This window comes from Streptomyces sp. NPDC002130 (genome assembly GCF_040296465.1).
Taxonomy (GTDB): Bacteria; Actinomycetota; Actinomycetes; order Streptomycetales; family Streptomycetaceae; genus Streptomyces.
The window spans coordinates 1-7,801 of sequence record NZ_JBEOXI010000322.1 but is presented as its reverse complement, the minus strand read 5'-3'; the positions used below and the strand labels follow the sequence as shown (position 1 = coordinate 7,801).

Annotated in this window: 9 protein-coding genes; 3 read left to right on the top strand and 6 right to left on the bottom strand. The window is 71.2% G+C overall.

Annotated features, from left to right (window positions below; genetic code table 11):
- The 3 genes from ABT116_RS36825 to ABT116_RS36815 all read left to right on the top strand — a co-directional run.
- The coding region (locus tag ABT116_RS36825) for an MFS transporter (RefSeq protein ID WP_351643258.1) at positions 1-1,227 on the top strand (1,227 nt) is incomplete at its 5' end.
- 131 nt (positions 1,228-1,358) lie between these two features.
- The gene (locus tag ABT116_RS36820) at positions 1,359-2,462 is read left to right on the top strand and encodes a right-handed parallel beta-helix repeat-containing protein (RefSeq protein WP_351643255.1); all 1,104 of its coding nucleotides are present in this window, start codon (positions 1,359-1,361) and stop codon (positions 2,460-2,462) included.
- 92 nt (positions 2,463-2,554) lie between these two features.
- A complete protein-coding gene (locus tag ABT116_RS36815) occupies positions 2,555-3,583 on the top strand; it encodes a methyltransferase (protein WP_351643252.1) in 1,029 nt (342 codons plus the stop codon).
- Positions 3,584-3,691: 108 nt separating this feature from the next.
- On the opposite strand, the gene ABT116_RS36810 is transcribed toward ABT116_RS36815, so the two are convergent.
- Genes ABT116_RS36810 through ABT116_RS36785 form a run of 6 tightly spaced genes read right to left on the bottom strand, consistent with a single transcriptional unit; the run spans position 3,692 to position 7,771 of the window.
- Positions 3,692-4,024 carry a TcmI family type II polyketide cyclase gene (locus ABT116_RS36810; RefSeq protein ID WP_351643249.1) on the bottom strand — a complete coding sequence of 111 codons (333 nt, stop codon included), beginning with the start codon at positions 4,022-4,024 and terminating at the stop codon, positions 3,692-3,694.
- Between the two features lie 20 nt (positions 4,025-4,044).
- Positions 4,045-4,524 (bottom strand): SRPBCC family protein, encoded by a 480-nt coding sequence (locus tag ABT116_RS36805; protein WP_351643246.1) that lies wholly within the window; start codon positions 4,522-4,524, stop codon positions 4,045-4,047.
- Between the two features lies 1 nt (position 4,525).
- A complete protein-coding gene (locus tag ABT116_RS36800; RefSeq protein WP_351643244.1) occupies positions 4,526-4,780 on the bottom strand; it encodes an acyl carrier protein in 255 nt (84 codons plus the stop codon).
- 35 nt (positions 4,781-4,815) lie between these two features.
- Positions 4,816-6,066 carry a ketosynthase chain-length factor gene (locus ABT116_RS36795; RefSeq protein WP_351643242.1) on the bottom strand — a complete coding sequence of 417 codons (1,251 nt, stop codon included), beginning with the start codon at positions 6,064-6,066 and terminating at the stop codon, positions 4,816-4,818.
- Entirely contained in the window at positions 6,063-7,331 is a 1,269-nt protein-coding gene (locus tag ABT116_RS36790) for a beta-ketoacyl-[acyl-carrier-protein] synthase family protein (RefSeq protein WP_351643240.1), read from the bottom strand. The genes ABT116_RS36795 and ABT116_RS36790 overlap by 4 nt, the downstream gene beginning before the upstream one ends.
- Entirely contained in the window at positions 7,328-7,771 is a 444-nt protein-coding gene (locus tag ABT116_RS36785) for a cupin domain-containing protein (protein ID WP_502983999.1), read from the bottom strand. The genes ABT116_RS36790 and ABT116_RS36785 overlap by 4 nt, the downstream gene beginning before the upstream one ends.
- Between the last annotated feature and the right edge of the window lie 30 nt (positions 7,772-7,801).

The window sequence follows — 7,801 nt, the reverse complement described above, 5'->3', positions numbered from 1 at the left end:
GGAATGTCCGGACTGCAGTGGGTCGTCGACGCCTACACCCTGATGTTCGCGGCCCTGATGCTCTCGGCAGGCGCGCTCGCCGACCGCGCCGGCGCCCGCCGCGCCTACGCCTGGGGCATCGCCCTGTTCACCCTCGCTTCCCTCGCCTGCGCGCTGGCACCCGACATCGGTGTGCTGATCGCCTCGCGCGTGGCGCAGGGCGCTGCCGCCGCGATCGTCATGCCGGCCTCGCTGGCACTGATCCGGCAGGCCTACGAGGACGCGCGGGCGCGTGCCCGGGCCATCGCCCTGTGGACGGTCGGCGGCTCGGTGGCGATGGCCGCGGGGCCCGTGCTGGGCGGGCTGCTCACCGACACGGCCGGCTGGCGGGCGGTCTTCCTGCTCAACCTCCCCGTCGGCGCGGTGGTCCTGGGCCTGTTGCTCCGGGTGCCGCGCTCCCCGCGCCGGCCGGCCGCGCTGGACCTCGCCGGTCAGCTCACCGCCGTACTGGCCCTGTCGGGGCTGGCGTTCGCCGTGATCGAGGGCGGCCACCTGGGCTGGACCAGCGGACCCGTCCTGGGCGCTGCCGCGCTCGCGCTCGTCTCCGGGTGCGCGTTCCGCGCGGTGGAGGCACGGCACCCTCGGCCGATGGTTCCGCCGGCCATGCTGAGGGACCGCCGGGTGGCCGTCCCGCTCGCCGTCGGTTTCGCCATCAACGCCGCCTTCTACGGCGGGATCTTCCTGCTCGGGCTGTACTACCAGCAGCTGCGCGGCATGTCGGCCATCGCGGCCGGGTTGATGTTCGTGCCGCTGTCGGTGGTCGTGACGGCGACCAACCTGGTGTCGCCGCGCCTCGCCGAGCGTGTCGGGCGACGCCCCGTCATCGTCACCGGGCAGCTCGTCTTCACCGGAGCGATGCTGGCCATGCTGCCGCTCGCCGCACACACCCCGCTGTGGCTCGTGCTCGTCCTGCTGCTGCCGCTCAGCGTCGGCGGGGCGCTGGCGGTACCCGCCGTGACCGCGCTGCTGATGGACGTCGTCCCGCAGGAGCGCGCGGGAACCGCCTCCGGGCTCCTCAACTCCCTTCGCCAGACCGGTGGTGCGCTCGCCGTCGCCCTCTTCGGAGGTCTGCTCTCCGGCCCCGGCGGGGTCTTCTCCCTTCCGGGCATGCGCGTCGGCCTCCTCACGGTCGCCGCCCTCCTCCTCGCGACGGCCGCACTCGCCCGGTTCCTCCTGCCCCGTGACTGACGTGACGTCACCCCCTGCGTCCGGAAGCGGCTGCCCGCCGATCACGGGTGGCAGGCAAGTGACCGGCGGGGCCACGCCGCCGGATGGACCAACCCGCCGTTTCGCGACGTATCAGACATAATCTGCGCGATATGAAGAAATGCCATATCGCACCTCTGGCGTGCCTGGCGGCGCTGGTCGGGACGGGCCTCGGCGCCGCTCCGCCCACCGCCGCCCACACGGTCCATGTCGTAAAACCGGGAGAGTCGATCCAGAAGGCGGTGGACGCCGCCCGGTCGGGCGACACCGTGCTGCTCGCGCGCGGCACCCACTACGGGAGCGTCAACGTGACCACGCCCGGGATCACCCTGCACGGCATGGGCCGCGGCACGGTGCTCCGGCCGGCGGTGGGCACCAGCACCACCACCACTGCCCCGAGCACCGCATCGCCCCTCGCGAAGGCCGCCGACAGCTGCGCCGCGGCCGGCAACGGCATCTGTGTGACGGGCACGAAGGACCACGGCGTCGACGACGTCACCATCGCCTCCCTGACGGTGACCGGCTTCGACAAGACCGGCCTCTACGCGCATGAGGCCGACGGGCTGACCGTGCAGAATGTCACCGCGGTCGGGAACGGGGTGTGGGGCATCGCCACCGAGCACTCGCTCCGTGGCGTGTTCCGCGGCAACACGGCCCGGGACAACGGCGACGCGGGTCTGCTCCTCGCCAACACGGTGAAGGAGGAGCAGGGGGCCGCGGACACCGAGGGCACCGTGGTGGAGCACAACCGGCTGGAGGGCAACCGGATCGGCGTCACCGTCCGCCGCCTGCGCAACCTGACCGTCGAGGGCAACCACCTCACGGGCAACTGCGCGGCGGTTTTCGTCGTCGGCGACGAGAACAAGCCCAAGGCGGGCTTCGTGACCGTGCGCGCCAACCGCATCGAGCGCAACAACAAGTTCTGCCCGAAGACCGCCCGGCTGGACGCCCTGCAGGGATCCGGCATCGTGGTGACGGGCGCCGACGACAACCTGATCACTCACAACGTGATCAAGGACAACGTCGGCAACTCCCCCTTGTCGGGAGGCATCGTCCTGTTCAAGAGCCTGGTGGGCACGCCCAGCGAGCGGAACCGGATCAGCGCCAACCTGCTGCAGGGCAACTCCCCCGCAGACCTGGTCAACGCGGACCCCGGTCAGGGCAACACGTTCCAGGACAACTCCTGCGGGTCGTCCCGGCCCGTCGGCCTGTGCTGACCGCCCGCCTCGCTCTCCGTGAACCCAGGGCTCGCACGAATGCCCCGTGATCCTCGTGATTCACATGACCCAAGAAGGAAGGAAGGCGGCACATGACGACCACTCAGCCTGCCCCTGCGCCGTCCATGCGGCTGCGGGAACTCGCATTCGGGGCGGCATGTGCCGCCGCCCTGCGCGCGGCCGCCCGGCTGGGCGTCGCCGACGCCCTCGGGGACACCCCCATGGCCGTGGAGGACATCGCCGCCGCGGTGAAGACCGAACCCCGCCCGCTGCGACGGCTCCTGCGGGCCCTGTCCTGCTACGGCGTCTTCGCCGAACAGCCGGACGGGACCTTCGCCCACACCGACGTCTCCCGGCTGCTGCGCGAGGACGACCCCAACAGCCTGCGTGCCATCACGCTGTGGTGCACCGAGCCGTGGACCTGGGACGCCTGGCCGAAGCTGGACGAGGCGGTGCGCACCGGCCGCAACGTGGTGGAGGGCCTGTACGGCAAGGAGTTCTTCCCCTACCTCAACGAGGACGCCCCGGAGTCGGCCGACGTCTTCAACCGCGCCATGACCACCTCCAGCGTGCAGTCGGCGCGCGATGTCGCCGAGTTCCTCGACCTGTCGGGGAGCGCGTCGGTCGCCGACATCGGCGGCGGCCAGGGGCACGTCGTCGCGAGCCTGCTGGACAAGTACCCCACCATGCACGGGACGCTGCTCGACCTTCCCCGGGTGGTGGAGAACGCCCTGCCGAGGCTGCGCGCGGGCGGCGACCTCGCCGACCGTGCGCGCGTGGTGCCCGGCGACGTCCGGACGGCCGTCCCGGTGCAGGCCGACGTCTACGTCATCAAGAACATCCTCGAGTGGGACGACGAGAGCACCGCCCGCACGTTGCGCAACGTCCGTGAGGCCGGAGGTCCCGGCACGCGGGTCGTGGTCATCGAGAACCTCGTCGACGACACGCCCTCCATGCGGTTCAGCACCGCGATGGACCTGCTGCTGCTCCTCAACGTGGGCGGGGCGAAGCACACCACCCAGAGCATGGTGGACCGGCTGAACGAGGCGGGCCTGGTCATCGACGACATCAGCCCGGTCAACCCCTATCTGCACGCGTTCGACTGCCACGTTCCCGGCTGATCCCGACCGCGTCCCGCGGGTCCTCGTGCCCCGGGAACCACCCGCCAGACCACCGGTCGCCGGGGCCGCAGCGTCGCGGACCCGGCGACCGGTGGTCACAGGCGGTGGTCAGCCGGCCGGCTCACGCTCCCAGAGGTAGAAGCGCTGCGCCATGGCGTCCTTGGGGGAACGCCAGGTCTCGGGGTCGTACGCGCTGACGTACGCGGCCAGCCGCTCGCTGACGTCCCGGAACTCCGGATGCCCGGCGACCTTGGCGATGGCGGGGCCGGGATCGCGCTCGGCCTCGATCAGGTGCATGTACACATCGCCGAACTGGAAGAGGCTGCGCCGGGTCACCCCGACGAGCCGCGGCAGCTCCCCCCGGTCGGACTCCTCGAACACCTTGGCGATGTCGGGCGCCGATCCGGGGGCCATCCGGGCGACGATCAGAGCTTGGTGCATGGGGTGGGTCTCCGTCCGGCTCAGTCGTTCAGACGGTGCGCCGCACCGCGCTCCGCCGCGATCTTCTCGATGCGGTCGCGGATCAGGGCCATCTGCACCTTGGAATTCCGGTTGATGTTGTCCGTCATCCACTCGTCGTCGACCGGCGCGTCCGGCTTCATCGCGAAGTCCTGTGTCCAGACCATGCGCGTGCCGGCCGGTACCTCCTCGTACCGCCAGTGGATGTCCATGTGGGCGAAGGGGCCCGTCTCGACCCGGCGGGCCTTGACCGTGAGCGTCTCGCGGTCCGGCTCGCGCTCCGAGACCCAGCTCCACACGGTGCCGTTCTCGTCCGGGTGCATGGTCAGCCGGAAGGTCGTCCTGTGGCCCTCCCGGGACAGGATCTCGACGGAGGCGTACTCACTGAACAACCGAGGCCAGTTCTCCAGGTCGTTGGTCACCTCCCAGACCAGGTCCAAGGGCGCCGCGATGGTGATCTCGTTCTGTGTGTGTCCGGTCATCTCATGCTCCTGTCAGCAGTGCGCTGTTGACGAGGTCGAGGAACTGCCGGGGCGACTTGGAGCGTTCGGCGTCGGTCGGCATCGGCGTGCCGTACCGGTTCTCCAGCTCACCCACGATGCCCAGCAGGCCCAGCGAGTCGACGCCGAGGCCTTCGAAGGCCGTGTCGTCGCGGCGGAGGTCCTCCGGTGTGACGGTGACACCGGTGCACTTCTTCATGAGTTCGGCCAGCTCTTCCACAGTGATGCGGTCGGTCATGCCATTCCCTTCCTCTCCTGCTCCGCGGCGCCTCGCTACGAGGCGTCGGTGGCGCCGTGCCGCAGCACGAGCGCCGAGTTCGACCCCATGAGTCCCCGGCTGAGAAGCAGCGCCGTGCGTACCTCGGCGGTACGGGCCCGGCCGGTCACGAGGTCGAGGTCGTGACAGAGGTCGAAGACATGGGGGGTGGGCGGGATCAGGCCGTGCTCCATCGAGAGCACCGCTGTCGCGGCGTCGATCAGCGGCGCCGCGCAGTAGGCCCGGCCGATCCCGGTCTTCGGCGCGGTGACGGGCACGCGGGTGCCGTGCGCCCCGAGAGCATCGGCGATGGCCAGGGCCTCGGCGCGGTCCGCCTCCGGGATGCCGAGGGCGTCGGCGAAGACGACGTCGATGTCCTCGGGAGCGCAGTCGGCCTCGGTCAGGGCTCCTCGGATGGCCTGCGCGAGCCCTTCCCGGGACTCCTCCCAGCGGGAGGCTCCCGTGAAGGTCGCCGCGTGTCCGGCCAGGTGGGCCCGTACGGGCGCGCCCCGTGCCCGGGCCGTCCCCTCGGCCTCCACCACGACCATTGCGCCGCCCTCGGCGGGCACGAACCCGCAGGCAGCGGACGTGAACGGGCGGTAGGCACGGGTCGGGTCGTCGACCGTGCTGAGCTCTGGGTAGCCGAGCTGGCAGACCACCGAGTAGGGAGCGATCGGCGCCTCGGTCGCACCGGCCACGATCACGTCGGTGCCGCGCCGCACGGCCCGCGCCGCGTGGGCGAGGGCGTCCAGGCCACCGGCCTCGTCGGCGGCGACGACCGAGCAGGGTCCCTTGAAGCCCCGGCGGATGGAGATCTGGCCGGTGCTGGCGGCGTAGAACCAGGCGATGGACTGGTACGGGCCGACGAAGCGACTGCCCTTGCCCCACAGCTGCTGGAGTTCGCGCTGTCCGAACTCGCCGCCGCCGGAACCGGCCGCGGTGACCACGCCCACGGAGAACGGCGCCTCGTCGGTCTCGGGCCGGTGGAGCCGGGCGTCGTCCAGCGCGAGGTCGGCCGCGGCCATCGCGAAGTGGGTGAACCGGTCGGTCTGGACCAGGAAGCGTTCCTCGATCGCCGTCGACGGGTCGAAGTCGCGCACCTGGCCCGCCACCCGCAGCGGCAGGTGTTCACAGCCCTCCCGGGTGATCCGCTCCAGGGCGCTGATGCCCTCCGTGGTGGACTTCCAGAAGGTCTCGGTACTGGCTCCGTTGGGCGCGACCACACCGATTCCCGTGACGGCCGCGCGCCGTGGGCGGGGTTCACTCATCGTGTCTTCTCCCTCGGCCGGTTCATGACCACCGCGGACTGGAAGCCGCCGAACCCGCTGCCCACCGAGAGCACGCCGGCGAGCTTGCGCTCCCGAGCGACACGCGGGACGTAGTCCAGGTCGCACTCGGGATCGGGGGTCTCGTAGTTGGCGGTCGGCGGTACCACCTGGTGGGCCAGGGCCAGCACACAGGCGACGAGCTCGATCGCTCCGATGGCGCCCAGGGAGTGGCCCACCATCGACTTGATGGAACTCATGGGGGTGTCGTAGGCGTGCGGGCCCAGCACCCGTTTCACCGCGGCGGTCTCGTGGCGGTCGTTCTGCTTGGTGCCCGACCCGTGGGCGTTGACGTAGTCGATCTCGGTCGGGTCGAGCCGTGCGTGGTCCAGGGCGTCCTCGATGGCGCGGGCCATCTCCACGCCCTCGCTGGTGAGGCCGGTCATGTGGTAGGCGTTGCCGAACGTGGCGTAGCCGCCGAGTTCGCAGTACACGCGGGCGCCGCGGGCCCGGGCGTGCTCCAGCTCCTCCAGGACGAGTACGGCGCCGCCCTCGCCCATGACGAACCCGTCGCGGTCGGCGTCGAAGGGACGCGAGGCGTGGGCCGGGTCGTCGTTGTTCGGGGACGTGGCCTTGATCGCGTCGAAGCACGCCATGGTGATCGGGGAGATCGGCGAGTCCGAGGCACCGGCTATGCACACGTCGGCCCGGCCCTCCTGCACGGTGTGGAAGGCGTACCCGACCGCGTCGAGCCCGGAGGTGCAGCCCGTGGAGACGGTCTGCACCGGGCCGCGCGCCCCGAAGCGCTCCGCCACCGTCGAGGCGAGCGTGCTGGGCGAGAACGCGCGGTGCAGTTCCGGGCCCGCCTTGCGGTGGTCCACGTCCCAGTGCTGTCCGCTGCTGCTGACCAGGACGTAGTCGTGCTCCAGCCGGGTGGTGCCGCCGACCGCGGTGCCCAGCGAGACACCGACGCGCCACGGGTCCTCGGCGCTCACGTCGAGACCGGCGTCCCGTACCGCTTCGTCGCCCGCGACCAGTGCGAACTGGATGTAGCGGTCGCAGCGTTCCACGTCCCGCGCGTCCAGACCGTGGGCTGCCGGGTCGAAGTCGCACTCGGCGGCGATCCGGGAACGCAGACCGGACGGGTCGAAGAACGTGATGGCCCGGGTCGCCGTACGCCCGTCCGCCAGGAGGTTCCAGAACGCCGGTACGCCTATGCCGCCGGGAGCGACGATGCCTATGCCGGTGACCACCACTCGTCGCGTCATGACCGGACCTGACGTCGTGCGGCCGCCTCCGCTCCCACCACCGCGGACTCGGCGTCGGTTTCCTCGGTGTCGACGTGGCCCAGCGGCGGGCTCGGGGCCAGCGGGCCGAGGTGGAAGACCATCCGCGCCTCCACGTCGCCGACGTTGCGGAAGCGGTGGCGCACGTTGAGCGGGATCAGCAGCCCCTGCTCGGGCTGCAGCGGGTGCGGCTCGCCGTCGAGGTCCACCTCCAGCTGCCCGCACACCACGTACACGAACTCCTCGGAGTACGGGTGGTAGTGCTCGGCGATGCGGTCACCGGGCTCGATGAGGGCCACGCCCATGAAACCGCTGGTGGCGCCGACCGCGGCCGGAGTGAGCATGGCACGCAGGTCACCGCCTCGCCGGCGGTTCGGCTCGACGTCGCTCATGCTCACGATTTTCGGACGAGATGTGATCACGCGTTCCTCCGTAGATGTGCTGCACCACCG

What these genes read in the sequence shown, in the direction of transcription:
- ABT116_RS36790 (WP_351643240.1), bottom strand. Translation starts at nt 7,331, where the DNA reads ATGACGCGACGAGTGGTGGTCACCGGCATAGGCATCGTCGCTCCCGGC.
- ABT116_RS36815 (WP_351643252.1), top strand. Translation starts at nt 2,555, where the DNA reads ATGACGACCACTCAGCCTGCCCCTGCGCCGTCCATGCGGCTGCGGGAA.
- ABT116_RS36820 (WP_351643255.1), top strand. Translation starts at nt 1,359, where the DNA reads ATGAAGAAATGCCATATCGCACCTCTGGCGTGCCTGGCGGCGCTGGTC.
- ABT116_RS36800 (WP_351643244.1), bottom strand. Translation starts at nt 4,780, where the DNA reads ATGACCGACCGCATCACTGTGGAAGAGCTGGCCGAACTCATGAAGAAG.
- ABT116_RS36810 (WP_351643249.1), bottom strand. Translation starts at nt 4,024, where the DNA reads ATGCACCAAGCTCTGATCGTCGCCCGGATGGCCCCCGGATCGGCGCCC.
- ABT116_RS36795 (WP_351643242.1), bottom strand. Translation starts at nt 6,066, where the DNA reads ATGAGTGAACCCCGCCCACGGCGCGCGGCCGTCACGGGAATCGGTGTG.
- ABT116_RS36805 (WP_351643246.1), bottom strand. Translation starts at nt 4,524, where the DNA reads ATGACCGGACACACACAGAACGAGATCACCATCGCGGCGCCCTTGGAC.